The 18,155-nt window shown below is 71.4% G+C and carries 14 protein-coding genes; 5 read left to right on the top strand and 9 right to left on the bottom strand.

The genetic code is table 11. From position 1 onward, the window contains the following. Positions 1-121: 121 nt before the first annotated feature. The 5 genes from rplA to IF12_RS0104810 form a co-directional block, all read right to left on the bottom strand. Positions 122-817, bottom strand: coding sequence for a 50S ribosomal protein L1 (gene rplA, locus IF12_RS0104790; protein ID WP_030155170.1), 696 nt, complete (start codon positions 815-817; stop codon positions 122-124). Positions 818-911: 94 nt separating this feature from the next. Continuing rightward, the gene (gene rplK, locus IF12_RS0104795; protein WP_030155172.1) at positions 912-1,343 is read right to left on the bottom strand and encodes a 50S ribosomal protein L11; all 432 of its coding nucleotides are present in this window, start codon (positions 1,341-1,343) and stop codon (positions 912-914) included. Positions 1,344-1,523: 180 nt separating this feature from the next. Next, a complete protein-coding gene (nusG, locus tag IF12_RS0104800; RefSeq protein ID WP_081913190.1) occupies positions 1,524-2,255 on the bottom strand; it encodes a transcription termination/antitermination protein NusG in 732 nt (243 codons plus the stop codon). Between the two features lie 320 nt (positions 2,256-2,575). After that, positions 2,576-2,857, bottom strand: coding sequence for a preprotein translocase subunit SecE (gene secE / locus IF12_RS22670; protein WP_051703973.1), 282 nt, complete (start codon positions 2,855-2,857; stop codon positions 2,576-2,578). 56 nt (positions 2,858-2,913) lie between these two features. Continuing rightward, complete coding sequence (locus IF12_RS0104810; RefSeq protein WP_030155178.1) at positions 2,914-3,435, bottom strand: GbsR/MarR family transcriptional regulator; 522 nt, start codon at positions 3,433-3,435, stop codon at positions 2,914-2,916. Positions 3,436-3,527: 92 nt separating this feature from the next. Here IF12_RS0104810 and IF12_RS0104815 point away from each other — a divergent pair, with 92 nt between their 5' ends. Both IF12_RS0104815 and IF12_RS0104820 read left to right on the top strand, forming a co-directional pair. Then, a complete protein-coding gene (locus tag IF12_RS0104815; protein ID WP_030155180.1) occupies positions 3,528-4,478 on the top strand; it encodes an ABC transporter ATP-binding protein in 951 nt (316 codons plus the stop codon). Beyond that, positions 4,475-6,121: an ABC transporter permease gene (locus IF12_RS0104820; protein ID WP_030155181.1), complete on the top strand. Its 1,647-nt coding sequence runs from the start codon at positions 4,475-4,477 to the stop codon at positions 6,119-6,121. The genes IF12_RS0104815 and IF12_RS0104820 overlap by 4 nt, the downstream gene beginning before the upstream one ends. A gap of 70 nt (positions 6,122-6,191) precedes the next feature. Here IF12_RS0104820 and IF12_RS0104825 read toward each other — a convergent pair whose 3' ends face one another. After that, the gene (locus tag IF12_RS0104825) at positions 6,192-7,115 is read right to left on the bottom strand and encodes an aminoglycoside phosphotransferase family protein (RefSeq protein WP_051703974.1); all 924 of its coding nucleotides are present in this window, start codon (positions 7,113-7,115) and stop codon (positions 6,192-6,194) included. Positions 7,116-7,242: 127 nt separating this feature from the next. On the opposite strand from IF12_RS0104825, the gene IF12_RS0104830 reads away from it, so the two are divergent. The 3 genes from IF12_RS0104830 (at position 7,243) to IF12_RS0104840 (ending at position 14,010) form a co-directional block, all read left to right on the top strand. Next, positions 7,243-10,335: an ATP-dependent DNA helicase gene (locus IF12_RS0104830; protein WP_166659622.1), complete on the top strand. Its 3,093-nt coding sequence runs from the start codon at positions 7,243-7,245 to the stop codon at positions 10,333-10,335. After that, positions 10,328-13,381, top strand: coding sequence for a UvrD-helicase domain-containing protein (locus tag IF12_RS0104835; RefSeq protein WP_051703975.1), 3,054 nt, complete (start codon positions 10,328-10,330; stop codon positions 13,379-13,381). The genes IF12_RS0104830 and IF12_RS0104835 overlap by 8 nt, the downstream gene beginning before the upstream one ends. Positions 13,382-13,530: 149 nt before the next feature. Continuing rightward, a complete protein-coding gene (locus IF12_RS0104840; RefSeq protein ID WP_030155188.1) occupies positions 13,531-14,010 on the top strand; it encodes a DUF4878 domain-containing protein in 480 nt (159 codons plus the stop codon). Between the two features lie 79 nt (positions 14,011-14,089). On the opposite strand, the gene IF12_RS0104845 is transcribed toward IF12_RS0104840, so the two are convergent. From IF12_RS0104845 to ileS, 3 genes are all read right to left on the bottom strand, one after another. Continuing rightward, a complete protein-coding gene (locus IF12_RS0104845; RefSeq protein WP_030155190.1) occupies positions 14,090-14,476 on the bottom strand; it encodes a type II toxin-antitoxin system death-on-curing family toxin in 387 nt (128 codons plus the stop codon). After that, the gene (locus tag IF12_RS0104850; RefSeq protein ID WP_030155192.1) at positions 14,476-14,676 is read right to left on the bottom strand and encodes a hypothetical protein; all 201 of its coding nucleotides are present in this window, start codon (positions 14,674-14,676) and stop codon (positions 14,476-14,478) included. The genes IF12_RS0104845 and IF12_RS0104850 overlap by 1 nt, the downstream gene beginning before the upstream one ends. Positions 14,677-14,885: 209 nt before the next feature. Next, on the bottom strand, positions 14,886-18,029 hold the full coding sequence (gene ileS / locus IF12_RS0104855; RefSeq protein ID WP_030155194.1) for an isoleucine--tRNA ligase: 3,144 nt from the start codon (positions 18,027-18,029) through the stop codon (positions 14,886-14,888). Positions 18,030-18,155: the final 126 nt, after the last annotated feature.

Here is an 18,155-nt window from a genome sequence, read left to right on the forward strand (position 1 = left end):
AACCGCACGAGGCGGTGACCGACGGTCTTCGGGTTGTTGGCCTCGATCGTAACAGGGGGCAAGAGCGAAGCCCCAGTGCAGGAGCCTGCACTGGGGCCACGTCACACCGCTCGGGGCGGCGCTACTTGATCTTGACCGCCTGCGGGTCGACCGGGATGCCGGGACCCATGGTGGTGGTGATGACGGACTTCTTGATGTACACGCCCTTGGAGCTGGCGGGCTTCAGGCGCTGCACCTCTTCGAGGGCCGCGGCGTAGTTCTCCGCGAGCTGCTCGCCCGAGAAGCTGGTCTTGCCGATCGGCAGGTGCAGGTTCGCGTGCTTGTCGACGCGGAAGGAGATCTTGCCGGCCTTGATCTCGGTGACGGCCTTCGCGACGTCCGGTGTGACGGTGCCGGTCTTCGGGTTCGGCATGAGACCGCGCGGGCCCAGGATGCGCGCGATCCGGCCGATCTTGGCCATCTGGTCGGGCGTGGCGACGGCGGCGTCGAAGTCGAGCCAGCCCTCGGAGATCCGCTTGACCAGCTCGTCGGAGCCGACCTCGTCGGCGCCGGCGGCGACGGCGGCCTCGGCCTTGTCGCCTTCGGCGAAGACGATCACGCGGACGGTCTTGCCCGTGCCGTGGGGCAGGGAGACGGTGCCGCGGACCAGCTGGTCGGCCTGACGGGGGTCGACGCCGAGGCGCAGGGCGACCTCGACGGTGGCGTCGAACGAGGTCGGCGAGGTCTCCTTGGCGAGACCGGTCGCTTCGGTCGGCGAGTAGAGCTGCGTGCGGTCGACCTTCTTGGCGAGGTCGGTGTACTTCTTGCTGCGCTTCATGTTCCATCCTTCGGATGTCGTGGTGGGAGCGGGCGCGTGCTCTTCCACTGGTTGCTTGGGTGCCGATCAGTCGGCGGTGCCGTTCAGGCTGCGGCTAGGCCTCGACCGTGATGCCCATGGAGCGGGCGGTGCCGGCGACGATGAGCGACGCGGCGTCGAGGTCGTTGGCGTTGAGGTCGGGGAGCTTCTTCTCCGCGATCTCGCGCACCTGGGCCTGGGTCACCTTGCCGACCTTGACGCGGTGGGGCTCGCCCGAGCCCTTGGCGACACCGGCGGCCTTGAGCAGGAGCTTGGCGGCCGGCGGGGTCTTGAGGACGAACGTGAACGAACGGTCCTCGTACACCGTGATCTCGGCGGGCAGCACTTCGCCGCGCTGGGATTCGGTGGCCGCGTTGTAGGCCTTGCAGAACTCCATGATGTTGACGCCGTGCTGGCCGAGGGCGGGACCCACCGGCGGAGCCGGGGTGGCCTGGCCACCCGCGAGTTCCAGCTTGAACGTCACAACGGCCTTCTTGTTGGGAGCCATCGTGTCCTTCTCTTCCTGGGCTACCTACGGAGCTTCCCGCTCCGTGTCCTAACGTGCGCGCGCCGGCGGCCTCTGACGAGGCGCGCGGGCCGGAGGACCGGCCGGGCGGCGCGCAACTTCTCCAGGGTACTCGCCCAGGTGGCGGGCACTCTGAAGGAGGTATGTGACCTGTAGCTCGCGCTACAGCTTCGAGACCTGGTTGAAGTTCAGCTCGACCGGGGTCTCGCGGCCGAAGATCGAGACGAGCACCTTGAGCTTCTGCTGCTCGGCGTTGATCTCGGCGATGGTGGCGGGCATCGACGCGAAGGCGCCGTCGACCACGGTGACCGACTCGCCCTCGGTGAAGTCGACCTTGATGTCGGGGTCGCCGGAGGCGGCCTCGGAGGACTCGTCCTTGGGCTTCTGCTCGGGCGGGAGCAGCCACTGGATGACCTCATCGAGCGGCAGCGGGCTGGGGCGGTCGGTGCGGTCGACCACGCCGACGAAGCCGGTCACGCCGGGCGTGTTGCGCACGACCGAGTAGGACTCGGGGGTCATCTCCATGCGGACGAGCACGTAGCTGGGGAAGACCTTGGCCTCCACCTTCGAGCGCTTGCCGTTCTTGATCTCCACCTCGGTGTGCGTGGGCACCTCGATCTGGTAGATGTAGTCCTCCTGGTCGAAGGACTGGATCCGGTTCTCCAGGTTCGAGCGCACCCGGTTCTCGAATCCCGCGTACGAGTGGAGCACGTACCACTCGCCGGGGGCGAAGCGCAGCTTCGCGCGCAGCGCCTCGGCCGGGTCGACCTCGGGCTCGGTGGACTCGGCGACCTCGTCGTCCTCGATCTCCGGCTCAGCGTCGGCGTCCGCGACCTGCGCCGCGGCGGCCTGCGCCTCAGCGTCGTTCTTCAGGGCCTCGTCGAACTCAGACACGCTCAACTCTCATTCCGGCTATCGACCCCGCTACGGCGGAGTACTGCGACTGTGGCTGCTCGATGGCAGTGGTATCTCGGAAGCGGCGACCGCCGCCTGTGAAGTCGCGCGCCGGCGGAACCGGCGCGCGTCATGCCTTCTAGGGTAACCGCTCGACACGGCGGCGCGTCTCAGGCACCGGCGAACCGGCGCAGGTCACGCGATCGGCCCGGCCGCGGAGCGGGCGGGCCGATTGGCGGCGCGCCCGCGCGGGGGCGCCGTTCACGGGTTCGAAAGCGCCGGTCGAGGGGTCGGCGGCGCCGGGGATCGGAGCGGAGACGTTAGCCTTCGGTGCCGAAGGCCCGGCGGACGAGGTCGCCGAAGAGCAGGTCGAGCCCGCCGATGTAGGCCATGATGATGCCGACGAAGACCAGGACCACGATCGAGTAGGTGATCAACTGGCGCCGGGTGGGGTAGACGACCTTGCGCAGTTGCTCGACGACCTCGCGGAGGAAGCGGAGGAGCCGCTTGGCGGGGTTGCTGGTGGCGGTCTTCTCGCCGCGCTTGCGCGTGGGACGCCCCTTGTCGGCGGTCGCATCGGAGCGGCTGGTGTCGTCGGCCACGTCGGCTTCCTCCAGGGTTCATCTGATCGGGGCGGTCAGGCTTGCAGCATACCGGACTAGTGGGGCGCCTCTCGATCGCGGCGGCGGGCTTCGTACGTAGCGGACAATTCGTGGCGACGGTCGTGCCAGCGTCCGCGCAGTTGGGCCATCTCGTCTTGCAGGAACTCCATGAAGGCGGCGGTCTGGACGAGGCGGTCGCGGCCGGGACCGGCTGGCAGCGTCTCGATCCCGGTGATGGCCGTGTCCCGGTACCGCTCGAGGAAGTTGTCGCGGTCGAGCATGATCGAGCCCCAGATGTCGTCGTCGTTGAGGCGGTAGACGTCGGCGCGGGTGGAGGGGCGGCGGCCCTTGGTGAGCAGGCCCGCGGCGATGAGCTCGCGCACGGAGCCGGAGACGGCGGCGAGGCTGATGCTCAGGCCCTCGGCGATCTCGGCGGCGGTGTAGGTCTCCTCGTCGTCGACCAGGATGTAGCTGAACACGCGCGCCGACATGCGCTGGAGTCCGCTGGAGGAGAGGATCAGGGCGAACTGCTCCACGAAGTCCCGCAGTCTCCTGCGTTCGGCGTCCTGCCCGTCCATCGATCCCCCTCGTCGCCGTCAAGTGCCCACACATGATAGCCGAGGTCGCCAGAGGTTTCACAAATTCATGAAAATCGTGATAGCTTGAAGCCATGAACGCAGTGATCCGCACTGAGAACCTGGTCAAGCGCTTCGGTCGAGTGACCGCGCTCGACCGCGTCAACCTCGAAGTGGCCCAAGGGGAGACACACGGCTTCCTCGGGCCGAACGGCGCCGGGAAGTCGACCACTATCCGCGTCCTGCTCGGGATGCTCCGCTCCGACGAAGGGCGGGCCGAACTCTTCGGCGCCGACCCCTGGAAGGACGCCGCCGAACTCCACCGGCGCCTGGCCTACGTCCCCGGCGACGTGGCCCTGTGGCCCGGCCTCACCGGCGGCGAGACCATCGACCTGCTCGGGCGCCTGCGCGGCGGGATCGACAGGCGCAAGCGGGACGAGCTGCTGGAGCGGTTCGACCTCGACCCGCGCAAGAAGGGCCGCTCCTACTCCAAGGGCAACCGGCAGAAGGTCGCCCTCGTCGCCGCGTTCGCCGCCGACGTCGACCTCCTCCTGCTCGACGAGCCGACCTCGGGGCTCGACCCGCTCATGGGCGCGGTCTTCAACGAGTGCGTCAAGGAGGCCGCCGCGCAGGGGCGCACGGTGCTCCTGTCGAGCCACATCATGAGCGAGGTCGAGGCGCTGTGCGAGCGGGTGAGCATCATCCGCAAGGGCGTCATCGTCGAGACCGGGACGCTCGCCGAGATGCGCCACTTCTCGCGGTCGCACCTGCGCGCCACCCTCAAGACCCCCGTGCGGGGCCTGGAGGACCACGAGGGCGTGCACAACCTCAAGGTCGAGGGCCTCGACGTCGAGTGCAGCGTCGACACCGCCGCTCTGGACGACGTGCTCGCCCAGCTGGCCGTGGCCGGCGTCGCGGGCCTGACCTGCGAGCCGCCTTCGCTGGAGGAGATCTTCCTGCGCTTCTACGGCGACGAACTCGCCGCCAAGGGCGTGTCCAACGGCGAGGCCGGGGGCCTGCCCGAGGCCGAGGAGTCGCGGTCATGACCGCCGCGACCGCGGTGCGCGGCGCGGACGAGGCCGGACTGGGGACCCTCGCCGGCACCGGCAAGCTCCTGCGCTTCCAGGCGCGGCGCTCGCGCCTGTACCTCCTCGGCTGGCTCCTCGGGCTCGCCGGGGGCACGTGGACGATGGCCGCGACCTTCCCCGGGCTCTACCCCGACGCCGCCGACCGCGAGGCCTACGCGGTCACGGTCAACACCCCGGCGCTGCGGTCGATGACCGGGCCCGAGACCTACATCGAGGCGTACGGCGCGAGCACCGGGGCGATGTTCGCCCACCAGATGCTCATGTGGACCGGGGCGCTCACGGCCGTCATGTTCGTGCTCCTGGTCATCCGCCTCACCAGGGCGGATGAGGAGACCTCCCGCTCGGAGGTGTTCCGCTCGCAGCCGGTGGGGCGCCGCGCCGACCTGGCCGCCGCGCTCCTGCTCGCCGCGATCGCGGCGGTGGTCCTCGGGGCGCTCATGGCGCTCGCGGTGGCCGCCCTCCCCGGCGACCAGGGCGCGAGCGCGGTTCTCTACGGCCTGGGGCACACCGCGGTCGGGATCGTCTTCGCGAGCCTCGCGGCGGTGACCGCGCAGCTCGCGAGCTACGCCTCGTCCGCGAGCGGGATCGGCTTCGCCGTGCTCGGCTGGTCGGCGCTGACGGCGGGGATGGGCGGGGCCCAGGGGAACTGGGTGTCGTGGCTGTCGCCGATCGGGTGGACGCAGCTGACGTACGTGTACACGCCCGAGCAGCGCTGGTGGCCGCTCGCGCTCGCCGCGGCGTTCGCGGCCGTCGCGGTGGCGGTGGCGTTCACGCTGGTCACGCGGCGCGACTTCGGGCTGGGGATGCTGCCGGGCAGGCTCGGCAGCCCCGAGGCGAAGCCGGGCCTGCGCAGCGCGACCGCGCTGACGTTCCGGCTCACGCGGGGGCTGACGATCGCCGGGGCGGTCACGATGGTGTTCCTGGGCGTGGCGTTCGGGTCGGTGCTCGGCGGCGCGGACGAGATGCTCGACGGCCTCTCGGAGATGGAGCGGGCCGTGATCGACCAGGGCGGCTCCAGCATCGAGGAGAACGTGGCCGCCACGTTCTCGGCGTTGAACGGCCTGTTCGCGGCGCTGTTCGGCCTGCTGGTGATCAGCAGGGCCCGCAAGGAGGAGATCCAGGGGCGCGGGGAGCTCATCGCGGCGACGGCGGTCGGCCGGGCCGGGTGGCCGGGCTCGTACCTGCCGGCGGCGCTGTGGACGGGGACGATCGCGGTCCTGGTCGCCGGGGTGTGCCTGGGCGCGGTCGGGTCGATGTCGACCGGCGACTCCTCGTTCTTCGGGCTCCTGATCGCCGCGGCGGCGGCGCAATTGCCGGCGGTGTGGACGCTCATCGGGTTCGCGTTCGCCGCGTACGCGTGGCTGCCGCGCCTGGGCTGGCTGCGCTGGCTGGCCTGGGTGTGGGTGTTCGTGGTCCTGTACTTCGGCGAGATGCTCAAGATGCCGGGCTGGGCGACCGGGATCTCGCCGTTCGACCACCTCGCGAACTACCCGGCCGCGGACATGGACTGGGTCGCGGCCGGCCTGGTGGCCCTCGTGGCGGCGGCCCTCATCGCCCTCGGGTACCTCGGGGCGCGGCGCAGGGACCTGCACTTCAGTTGACGGACTCGTAAGAGAAAAGGGAAAGGGAAACCCGATCGGGCGCGGGCCGCGAGGTCCGCGCCCGGTGCCGTCAGGCGCCTTCGATCGCGCGGAGGACTTCGGTGCAGGCGGCCAGGTCGGGGCCGGTCCCCGCGTCGGCGATCTGCGCGATCGTGCGCACCATGCCCCAGGCGCGGACCCGTTCGCGGTCCGCGCCGAGGCCCTCGGCCACCGCGCGCAGGAGCTCGGTGCCGCCGAGCGGGCCGTGGAACTGCTGCTTGAACAGGAAGTACCCGCCGTCGAAGGCGCGCTCGGCCAGCACCGGCTTGGGGTCGATCAGGAGCCAGGGCTCGCGTTCGGCGGCGATGACGTTGCTCAAGTGGTTGTCGCGGTTGGCGATCCCGATCTCGCCTTCGTCGGCCAGCGCCGCGCACAGGTCGACGCCGAGGGCGAGGTCCTTCGCGATCTCGGGCGCCGCGTTCGCTGCGGCCGCATCGAACCGCTCCGACCAGCCTTTGAGCAGGTCGGTGGCGGTCGGTATCGCCGGGTGGCCTTCGGCGGGCGGCGGGGTGCGCCACAGGCGCCGGAAGATCCCGCAGGCGATGGCGAGGCGTTCGCGGGCGGCCGTTCGCTCGTCCGCGCCGGGGGGAGCGTGTTCGAGGAGCGCGGTGCCGGGTCGGGCGCGTTCGAGGAGCATCGCGCCGGATTCGGGGTCGTATTCGAGGAGGCGTACGGCGCCGTCGCCGTCGTAGGCGCGCAGGGCGGTCGGCTCGGACCGGTTCTCCTCGTCGAGGAGGTCGAGTTTGAGGACGGCGGGGGTGCCGTCGGATCGGTGGAGCGGCAGTGCGTACGCGGTGGTGCCGCCGGTGAAGGGTTCGCCGCCGGTTCGCAGGTCCCAGGTCTCGGCGAGGCGGGTGAGCGTGGCGGGGAGGGTGTCGAGCCAGTGCCGGCCTTGGTCGCCGTACCAGTCGAGGAGGTTCTGCCGGAGCGTTTCGGGGAAGGGTGCGAAAGGCATGGCCTCAGTATCGGGGCGGGCGCGCTCGCGCGCCAATGCTTTCGGGAAGGTGCGATCGGGGCGGTCTTCGCGCGTTTCGGGCGTATGGCTTCGGTTATTGTCGGGCCTTCGTGATTCCATTGGGTCCGTGTCCGATCTTCGGTTTGCGTTCACCGACCCGCCCGCCGCCGAGGCCGCCTTCGGTCTCGACGCGGCGCAGCGGGCCGTCGTGGCGCACGCGTCCGGGCCGCTGCTGGCCCGTGGCGGGCCCGCGACGGGAAAGACCGAGGCGCTGATCCGGGCGGCTTCGGCGAAGGTCGCCGCGGGTGCGGACCCGTCGTCGCTGCTGGTCTTCGGGCTCCGGCGCCAGGACACGGCGTATCTGCGCGCGCGGCTCAATGCCGCGACGGCGCCGTTCTCGGCCGCCGAGGTCGGGGTGTTCACGTTCCCGGCCTTCGCGTTCGCGCTGCTGCGGTCGGCGGCCGCGGTCTCGGGGCGCGACGAGCCGCGTCTGCTCACCGGTCCCGAGGCGGACGCGATGATCCGCTCGATGCTCGAGGGCGAGGATTTCGGCTGGCCGGAGGGGTTCGAGGAGGCCGTGCCGACGTACGCGTTCGCGCAGCAGTTGCGCGACCTGGTGCTGCGGTGCGGTGAGCGGGGCCTGGACGCGCCGAGTCTGGCGCGTCTGGGCGTCGAGCACGACCGGCCCGAGTGGGCGGCGGCCGCCCGGTTCTACGACCGCTACGTCACGACGCTCGCGGTCCAGTCGATGTCGAGCGCGTTGTACGACTCGGCGGAGATCGTGCGGGCCGCGGCGGCGGCGCTGCGGTCGAATCCGGATCTGTTCCCTAGGCCCGCTTGGGTGTTCGTGGACGATCTCCAGGACGCGACGCCGGCGCATCTGCGGCTGCTGGAACTCCTCGCCGGCGACGGGGGGAACCTGGTGGCGACCGGGTCGCCCGATGCGGCGGTGTTCGGCTACCAGGGCGGCGACCCGGAGTCGATCCGGGACTTCCCTTATCGGTTCACGGGGGCCGGGGGTGTCGAGGCGCCGGTGGTGCGGCTCGACGACACGCACACGGTCGCGCTGGCGCCGCTGGAGGCGACCTCGGTGCTGTCGCGGCGGCTGCGCGGTTCGGACAGGGACCGCAAGCGCGGCACCGCCGTCGAAGAGGCGGGCCGGGTCGACGTGGTGTACCTGCCGTCGCCGACGCGGGAGGCGGTCTACATCGCCGACATCGCGCGCCGCTCGCACCTGCTGGACGGGGTGGCGTACGGGGACATGGCCGTGGTCGTCAAGTCGGCGGCGGCGATCCCGCACCTGCGCCGGGCGATGCAGCACGCGGGCGTGCCGACCCGGCAGGCCGCCGACGACGTGCCGCTCCCGGCGCATCCGACGGTGCGGGACCTCCTGCGGGTGGTCCTGGTCGGGCGCCATCCCGAGCGGCTCGACGAGACCACGGCGGCGGGCCTGCTGCATTCGCAGTTCGGCCGGGCCGACCCGTTCGCCGAGCGGCGGCTGCGCCAGGAGCTGCGGCGCATCGCCGTCGCGGCGGACGACTTCTCGCCCGGGTCGGACCTGATCGTGGAGGCGCTGGCCGATCCCGGGCGGATCGCCGACCTGCCCGAGGAGGAGTGGGCCGAGCCGGCGCGGCGCCTGGACGCCCTGTTCGCGGCGGCGCGCGGGAGCGGCGGGATCACCGAGACGCTGTGGGCGGTGTGGGAGGCCTCGGCGCTCGCCGAGCGGCTTCAGCGGCGCGCGCTGTCCTCGGACCGGCGCGCGCAGCGCGCGGACGCCGAGCTCGACGCGGTGATCGCCCTGTTCGACCTCGCCGCCGACTACGAGCGCAAGCAGCCGGGCGCGGGCGCCGAGGTCTTCTGCGAGCACGTGCTCCATCAGCAATTGCCCGGCGACTTCCTCTCGGCCCGGGCCGAACTGGGCGACGCGGTGACCCTCGCGACCGCGCACGCCGCGCACGGGCGCCAGTGGGCGTTCACGGTGGTCGCCGGGGCGCAGGAGGGCGTGTGGCCGAACCTGCGACCGCGCGGCTCGCTCCTGGGCGCCGAAGCGCTCGTGGACGTGCTCGACGGGAGGGCCGACGTGGACCAGGTCGCGCAGCTGCTCGACGAGGAGCGGCGCCTGTTCTACAACGCGTGCACCCGCGCCCGGGTGCGGCTGCTGGTCACGGCCGTGGACTCCGACGACGCGCAGCCGAGCCGGTTCTGCGGGGAGCTCGGCGTCGAGCCGGTCACCGCGCCGCGGCGCGGGCGCCCGCTGAGCCTCGCCTCGCTCACCGCGAGGCTGCGGGAGGCCGTGGTGGACTCGGGCCACGCCGAGCGGGACGCCGCCGCCGCGGGACTGCGGCGGCTCACCGAGCAGGGCGTGCCCGGGGCCGACCCGGCCCGGTGGTGGGGCCTGGCCGAGATCTCCGACGAACGCGCGCTGGCGCTGGCCGGGGAGACCATCAGGATCTCGCCCTCGCAAGTGGAGACGACCCAGCAGTGCGGGCTGCGGTGGGTCCTCGAATCGCACGGCGCCGACTCGGGGGACCTCCTCCCCCGCCACCTCGGGACCTTGCTGCACGCGGCGGCCGAGGCGGTCACCGTCGACCCTTCCGCCGATCCGGCCGCGGTGATGGAGCAGGTGGTCGGCGAGCATTTCGACCGGCTGCCGTTCGAGGCGCCGTGGCACGCCGAGCAGCAGCGCCGGCGCGTCGCCGGCGCGGTCGAGCGGTTCGCGCGCTGGCTCGCGGCGAACCGGCGCGAGCTCATCGGCGCGGAGCGGTCCTTCCGCGTCAAGCTCGAGGTCGGGCCGCCGGGCGTGGAGGTGGTGATGTCGGGCCAGATCGACCGGCTCGAACGCGACGGCGACGGCAGGCTCTACGTGGTCGACCTCAAGACCGGCAAGAACGCGCCGAGCAGCGGCGAGGTGCAGGCGAACCCGCAACTGGGGGCGTACCAGCTCGCGGTGGCCGAAGGCGCGTTCGCGGAGGGCGCCGAGCCGGGCGGGGCCGAGCTGGTCTACCCGAACGTGGAGAACAAGACCTCCGTGCGCGCGGTCGCCCAAGGGCCCCTCGGGGAGTCGGAGAACCCCAACTGGGCCCGGGCGCTCGTGGCCGACACCGCGAACCGCATGGCCGGGCCGGTCTTCGAGGTCCGCAACACCAGCAAGTGCGACACCTGCTCGGTCAAGCACTGCTGCCCCATCGCCGAGGAAGGGCGGCAGGTGACCGATGAGTAGGCACTTCGGCGCGACCGGGCTCGCGAACCGGCTCGGGCAGCCCTCCCCCACCGAGGAGCAGCGGCGGGTCATCGAGGCCCCGGCCGCGCCGATGCTCGTCATCGCCGGCGCCGGCTCGGGCAAGACCACCACGATGGCCGACCGGGTCGTGTGGCTCATCGCCAACCGCATCGCCCGGCCCGAGCACATCCTCGGCCTGACGTTCACGCGCAAGGCCGCCGCCGAACTCGCCGCGAGGGTGCGCGACAAGCTCCGCCGCCTCACCGAGTCGGTGCCCGACCTGTCCGAGCTGCACGGGGAACCGACCGTGTCCACGTACAACGCGTACGCCGGAGGCCTGGTCGGCGAGCACGGCCTGCGCATCGGCATCGAGCCGGGCACGCGCGTCATCACCGACACCGGGCGGTGGCAGCTCGCACGGGACCTGGTGTGCGCGTGGGACGGCGAGATGAGCGAGTTCGACGTCAGCGTCGACCGCGTGACCGAACTCGTGCTGCAACTGGCCGAGCAGCTCGCCGAGCACCTGCAAGACGGCGCCGACCTGCGCCGCTTCGACCGCGACCTGTACGAACTGCTCGAAGAGCGGCAGTCGGCGCGGCTCAACGACGAGTTCCGGGGCCTGATGTCGCTGCGGCGCAAACGCGAGCAGCTCCTGCCGCTGGTCGAGTCCTGGGACCAGAGGAAACGCGAACTCGGCGTCATGGACTTCGCCGACCAGCTCTCGCTGGCCGCGCAGCTCGTGGCCGGAGCGCCCGAGATCGTCAGGACCGAACGCGAACGCTGGAAGGTCGTGCTCCTCGACGAGTACCAGGACACCTCGTTCTCGCAGGTCGCGCTCCTGCGGGACCTGTTCGGCGGCGGGCACCCGGTGACGGCGGTGGGCGACCCGAACCAGTCGATCTACTCCTGGCGCGGCGCCTCGGCCGGGACGCTGCAACGCTTCCCGAGCGACTTCCCCGCCGAGAACGGGCCCGCGAAGGTCGCGTACCTGACCAAGTCCTGGCGCAACCGCGAAGCGATCCTCGAAGTGGCGAACGCCGTCTCCGAACCGCTGCGCGCGCAGACCGTCCCGCCGCTCACCGTCGGCGCGAAATTCGACGACGAGCACGGCAAGGGCCTGGTCGAGGCGGCCATGCACCTCACCGCCGCCGACGAGGCCGAATGGATCGCCTCCCGACTCGTCGGCACCTGGCGGCCCGACGCGGACGAGACCGCCGCGGTCCTCATCCGCAAGCGCCGCCAGATCCCGGCGCTGCACCGGGCGCTGACGAACGCGGGCCTGCCCGTGCAGGTCGTCGGCTCGCTCGGGCTCCTGTACTACCCCGAGGTCGCCGAGACCGTCGCGATGCTGCGGGCCGCCGCCGACCCCACCAACGGGCCCTCGCTCATGCGGCTGCTGGCCGGGAACCGGTGGCGGATCGGGCCGAGGGACATCGCCGCGCTGTGGGCGAGGGCGCGGGAACTGGCGCCGGACTCGCGCGGGTTCGAACCGGACGCGGGCGTCGAGGCCGAGGCCTCGCTGGCGGACGCGCTGGCCGACCCCGGTGCGGCCGAGCATTACTCGACCCTCGGGTACCTGCGGTTCGCGCAGCTCCACGAGGAGCTGAGCTGGATCAGGAGCCGACTGGGCCAGAGCCTCCCGGACGTCGTCGGCGACGTGATCGCCCACAGCGGCCTGGACGTGGAGGTGATGCTGCACCACGGCGACCTGTCGAACCTGGACGAGTTCACCGACATCGCCGCCTCCTACGAGAACGACACGAGCGGCGCGAGCGTCCCCGGGTTCCTCTCCTATCTGGAGTCGGCGGCGAAACGCGAGCGGGGCCTGGTCGTGGAGGGCGCGAACCCGGCCGGCGGGGTGGTGCAGCTGATGACCGTGCACGCCGCCAAGGGCCTGGAGTGGGACGTCGTGGCGGTGCCGGGGCTGTGCGAGGGCATCCTGCCGACCTCGGTGAAGCGCGACTCGACGTGGGTGAGCGACGCGGCGCGGCTGCCGTACGGGCTGCGGGGCGACGCCGAGAACCTGCCGGTGCTCTACCTCGACGAGGCGCACACGCCCTCGGAGGTGAAGAAGGCCGTGGCGGCGTTCAAGTCCGACGACCGCGCGGCCCGGCTCGATGAGGAACGCAGACTCGCCTATGTGGCGCTGACGCGCGCGCGGCGGGCGCTGCTGGCGAGCGGGTACTGGTGGGACGCCGAGGCGCGGTCCTCGCGCAAGCCCGCGCCGTTCCTGGAAGAGGCGTGCGGAGCCGAGGCGCACGTGCCGGTCTGGGCCGACTCGGGCCCGTCGAACCCGCTCGAAGACCAGGCGCGGACCGCGCAGTGGCCGAGCAAGGCCCCGCTCGGCTCGCGTCAGGCGGCGTTCGCCGAGGCGGCGGACCTGGTGCTCACGGCGGCGGCGCCCGACGAGGAGGGACCGCAGGCGCGGGCCTGGCGCGAAGAGGCCGAACTGCTGCTGGCCGAACGCGACGAACGCGAAGCGGGCATCGTGCGGCTGCCGCGGCCCGAAAGGCTGTCGACCTCGCAGCTCATGGCGATGCGGGCCGACGAGGAGGGCTTCGCGGCCGAGCGGCGGCGCCCGATGCCGGTCCCGCCGCGACCGGCGACCCAGCGGGGCACTGAGTTCCACGCGTGGGTCGAGGAGTTCTTCGGCGGCGGCAGCCTGTTCGATCCCCTGGAACTGCCGGGGGCGGCCGACCCCACGCCGGAGCAGGCGGACCTGGAGGGGCTCAAGCGGGCCTTCCGCGAGTCGGCGTGGGCGGGGCGCGCCATCGCGGCGCAGGAGGTGCCGTTCGTCGTGGAGTACGAGGGCACGGTGGTGCGCGGGCGCATCGACGCGGTGTTCCACCGAGACGGCGGCGGGTACGACATCGTCGACTGGAAGACCGGGCGCCCGCCGCAGGGCGAGGACGCGCGGCACGCCGCGTTGCAGCTCAAGGTGTACCGGAGGGCCTGGGCGAGGCTCAAGGGGATCGAGGAGTCCGAAGTCCGGGCGGCGTTCCACTACATCACGCCGGACGAGACCTGGTGGCCCGAGATGGATTAGCACATCGGCCGCGTGTCGTTCGAAACGAAGTCGCCGACGATTTGCCGGGCGCTGCTATCGTGGCGTTCACTCCTCAACGGCCGGGCCCATCCGGCCTTCGACCCCACACCGTAAGGGTCGCAACCGAATTCCCCATTTGATTGGAACTCATGAGCATTAGCATCAAGTCCCACGCCGCCCGTCGCGCCTCCGCCGTCGCCGGCGGCGCCTTCGCTCTCGCACTGGCGCTGGCCGCCTGCGGCGGCGGCAACGACTCGCCCGAAGGCGCTGTCGAGGGCTTCCTCGACGGCGGCGCCGAGGACCTCGTCAACGCCCTCCTCGAAGGCGACGTCGACGGCGCGACCAGCGCCGCCGAGAGCCACCTCTGCGCCGAGGACGTCGACAGCGTCAAGGAGGCGGCGGAAGGGTTCGCGGGCCTTTCGGAGGAAGAGCGCGACCAGGCCCTGGACATGGCCGGCGACGACGTGCTCAGCGGCGTCAAGGACCTCTCCTACGAGATCGGCGAGGTCAACGAGGACGGCGACACCGCCACCGTCGAGGTCTCGATCACCGTGAACGACGAGACCACCGAGCAGACCGTCGACCTCGTCAAGGAAGACGACGAGTGGAAGCTCTGCCAGTTCTTCTAGGCCGAGAGCAAGGGGGCCCGGCGAGCTGTGCTCGCCGGGCCTTCGCGTGTTCCAGTGATGCCGGCGACCGCGGTCGCGATCAGTCGGCCAGCAGCGTGAGCAGCTGTTCCGCGATATCGCCGACTTCGGCGAGGTCCCCGGAGGCCACCGCGACGACCAGATCGTAGGCCTTGTCCTCGATAGAGTCCGGAGCCGCCAGTTGAAGGCCGTTGACTTCCAAGAATGTCGCGGCGGCAAGAAAACCGAGGCGTTTGTTCCCGTCGATGAGCGGATGGTTCGAGACGATCGAATGCAGCAACGCCGCCGCCTTCTCCGGAATCGACTCGTACGCCTCGGTTCCGAATACGCTCGTCCGCGGCCGGGCAGCGGCCGACTCCAGGAGCCCGAAGTCGCGGATGCGGACGGACGGCCCCGCCGCGATCGACGCGAGCTCGACCGATTCTTCGGTCGAAAGGTAGCGGGGCACTATTCGCCCAACCGCGTCAGCAGCCTGGCGTGTCGCTTCGCGATGCCTTCGGCCACTGAGCGCACATGGTCGCGGTTCTGCCGCTCGATCCACTCGGTGATCGCCGATTCCGCGGCGCCGTTCATCGACAGGCCGGCTTCAGCGGCGGCATCGCGGAACTTGCTCTCGACCTCTTCGGGAAGTCGCAGGGTCATCGCCATCACGGCACCTCGATTCTGGTGTCATAAATGATACCGCTTAAGCAACCATTTCCCCGGCCACGACCATGCGCCGCCGGTACGGCGCGGCCGTTCGCACCGCGGGCCGACCGGACCCGCCGCAGGTCGATTCGCATTGCGCGGGTCATCGGGTCCAGAACACGCAGGGGCCCGGCGAGTTTCGCTCGCCGGGCCCCTGTCTCGCGTTCGCTCTAGCGCTTGGCGACCGCTGCTCGCACCGTGTCCTCCCCGGCCTCGCCGGCGGTGGCGTCTTCAGGGAGGTCCCCGAAGGTCAGTTCCACTGCCAGGGTCTCGGCCTGGACGAAGTCGCGGTGGGTCTCGATCGCGGCCTGGACCTGGTCGGCGGCGTCCAGCACCACCGACACGCGGTCGGTGACATCCAGGTCGGCGTCCTTGCGGGCCTGCTGGACCACCCGGACCACGTCGCGGGCCAGGCCCTCGGCGGCGAGTTCGGGGGTGACCTCGGTGTCGAGCACCAGGACCCCGCCCTCGTTCGGCAGCGCCTCGGTGTGCTCGGCGTCGACCGCGACCTGGGTCAGCTCGTACTCGCCGTCCACGAGGACCACGCCTCCGGCGGTGACCGTGCCGTCCTCGACCGACCAGTCCCCGGCCTTGACGGCCTTGATGACCCGCTGCACGTCCTTGCCGAGCCGCGGCCCGAGCGCGCGCGGCACGAGCTTGAGGTCCGACCGGCTGTAGGCGCTCGCGTCCGAGTCGAACACGACCTCCTTGACGTTGAGCTCGTCGCGCAGTAGGTCCGCGAACGGCGCGAGCCGTTCGGCGTGCCCGGTCGCGACGGTGACCTTCGCCAGCGGCAGGCGCACCCGCAGCTTGCGGGCCTTGCGCATGAACAGGCCGACCGAGGCGATGTCGCGCACCGTGTCCATGGCCTCGACCAGTGCGGGGTCGGCGGGCAGGTCGGCGGCGTCGGGCCAGTCGGCCAGGTGCACCGAGCGGCCGCCGGTGAGGCCCTTCCAGATGTCCTCGGCGACCATCGGCAGCAGCGGCGCGGCGACCTCGCAGGCGGTCTTGAGCGCGGTCGCGAGCGTCGCGAACCCGGCCTCGTCGCCCTCCCAGAACCGGTCGCGCGAGCGGCGCACGTACCAGTTGGTGAGGCTCTCGAGGTAGGAGCGGAACGCGGCGGCCGCGGCCACCAGGTCGTAGCCGTCCATCGCCGAGGTCATCGTCTCGACCAGTTCGCGGGTCTTCGCGAGCAGGTACCGGTCGAGCCGGTGCTCGGAGGCCAGCGCCGTCGCGCGGGCCTGCTCGGGGGTCGCCTCGTAGCCGGCGGCCCCGGCGTAGAGCGTGTAGAAGTACCACACGTTCCACAGCGGCAGGACGATCTGGCGGACCGCGTCGCGGAAGCCGGTCTCGGTGACGGGCATGTCGCCGCCGCGCAGGACCGGGGAGGAGACGAGGAACCAGCGGACCGCGTCGGAGCCGTAGGCCTCGAAGGATTCCCGCACGTCCGGGTAGTTCTTCAGGGACTTCGACATCTTGAGGCCGTCGGCGCCCAGGAGGGTGCCGTGGACGACGGCGGTGCGGAACGCGGGCCGGTCGAACAGGGCCGTGGCGAGGACGTGCAGCAGGTAGAACCAGCCGCGGGTCTGGGCGGTGTACTCGACGATGAAGTCGCCGGGGTAGTGGTGCTCGAACCAGTCGGCGTTCTCGAACGGGTAGTGGACCTGCGCGAACGGCATGGAGCCGGATTCGAACCAGCAGTCGAGGACCTCGGGGACGCGGCGCATGACGGACTTGCCGGTGGGGTCGTCCGGGTTGGGCCGCACGAGCTGGTCGATGCCGGGCCGGTGGAGGTCGGTGACGGGCACGCCGAAGTCGCGTTCGAGGTCGGCGAGGGAGCCGTAGACGTCGACGCGCGGGTGGGCGGGGTCGTCGGAGACCCACACGGGGATCGGGGCGCCCCAGAAGCGGTTGCGGCTGATGTTCCAGTCGCGGGCGTTGGCGAGCCACTTGCCGAACTGGCCGTCCTTGACGTGGGACGGGGTCCAGTCGATCTCCTGGTTGAGTTCGACCATGCGGTCGCGGAAGCTCGTGACGGCCACGAACCAGGCCGACAGGGCCCGCTGGATGAGCGGGGAGCCGCAGCGCCAGCAGTGCGGGTAGTTGTGGTTGTAGGTGTCGTGGCGCAGGAGCGCCTGGGTCTCCTTGAGGTCCTTGATGATGAGCTTGTTGGCCTCGAAGACGTGCACGCCGGCGTAGGGGGGCACCTCGTCGGTGAACTTGCCGGAGTCGTCGACGGGCACGACCGGTTCGATGCCGGCGGCGTCGGTGACGAGCTTGTCCTCCTCACCGAAGGCGGGGGCGATGTGGACGACGCCGGTGCCGTCGTCGGTGGTGACGTAGTCGGCGGTGAGGACCTGGTGGGCGTTGGTTCGCCCGGCGAAGAAGTCGAACGGCGGGTGGTAGCGCAGGCCGACGAGGTCGGCGCCCTTGTGGCGGGAGCGGACTTCGGGGGCCTCGCCGAGTTCGCGGGCGTAGGCGCCGACGCGGGCCTCGGCGAGGAGGTAGCGGCTGCCTTCGGACTCGACCACGACGTAGTCGACGTCGGGGTGGACGGCGGCGGCGAGGTTGGACGGCAGGGTCCAGGGCGTGGTGGTCCACACCAGGAGTTTGACGCCGTTCAGGGGGCCTTCGTCGACGACGTCGAGGCCGACGGTGACGGCCGGGTCCTGGCGGTCGCGGTAGGTGTCGTCCATCTTGGTCTCGGTGGCGGCGAGGGGGGTCTCGCAGCGCCAGCAGTACCAGAGCACGCGGTAGCCCTCGTAGATGAGGCCCTTGTCGTGGAGGGTCTTGAAGGCCCACATGACGCTCTCCATGTAGGAGAGGTCGAGGGTCTTGTAGTCGTTCTCGAAGTCGACCCAGCGGGCCTGGCGGGTGACGTAGTCGACCCATTCGCCGGTGAACTGGAGGACGGAGGCCTTGGCGGCGGCGTTGAAGCGGTCGACGCCGTAGGCCTCGATCTCGGCCTTGGACTTGAGGCCGAGCTCCTGCTCGGTGGTGACCTCGGCGGGCATGCCGTGGGTGTCCCAGCCGAAGCGGCGTTCGACGCGGCGCCCGCGCATGGTCTGGTAGCGGGGGACGATGTCCTTGACGTACCCGGTGAGGAGGTGCCCGTAGTGGGGCAGGCCGTTGGCGAAGGGCGGGCCGTCGTAGAAGACGAACTCGTTGTCGCCGTCCTCGCCGGCGGGGCGGGCCTCGATGGAGGCCTGGAAGGTGTCGTCCTTGGTCCAGAAGTCGAGCACGCGCCGCTCGACCTCCGGGAGGTTCGGGCTCGCGCTTACGCCCCGGTCGGGGTCGTCGAGTGGATAGGCCATGGGACCGGTGTCTCCTCACACACACCTGCGGACTTCGGTGTGCGAGGACGAGCCGTGCCTCCCGGTTCCGGAGGGTGGGCCCGCGGTACCACCTCGCTTGGCGCATCGGTCGCGCCCGCTTGATTC

It is taken from the genome of Glycomyces sp. NRRL B-16210 (genome assembly GCF_000719515.1).
Classification (GTDB): domain Bacteria; phylum Actinomycetota; class Actinomycetes; order Mycobacteriales; family Micromonosporaceae; genus Glycomyces.